Below are 213 nucleotides of genomic sequence, written 5' to 3' on the forward strand. Positions count from 1 at the left end.
TGGTATGGGCAACCAGGCTTGATGTAATCAATCATAACGTCGTGTGCTTTTGCCCAATTTACGAACACTTCTGAAGTGAATTCGCTGCCATTATCAACCCGAATTTTCTCGGGGTAACCGTGCCATTCAGCAAGTTGGTCAAGATAGCGTATGACGCGCAATGACGGCATACTAGTCGCAATATCAATACCTAATACTTCACGATTAAAGTCG

1 protein-coding gene is annotated in these 213 nt (G+C 44.1%); it reads right to left on the reverse strand.

Translation table 11 applies throughout. From position 1 onward, the window contains the following. Positions 1-213 (reverse strand): DDE-type integrase/transposase/recombinase (locus A10D4_RS13505; RefSeq protein WP_008490225.1); only part of this gene is annotated, 213 nt, incomplete at both ends.

It is taken from the genome of Idiomarina xiamenensis 10-D-4, assembly GCF_000299895.1.
Classification (GTDB): domain Bacteria; phylum Pseudomonadota; class Gammaproteobacteria; order Enterobacterales; family Alteromonadaceae; genus Idiomarina; species Idiomarina xiamenensis.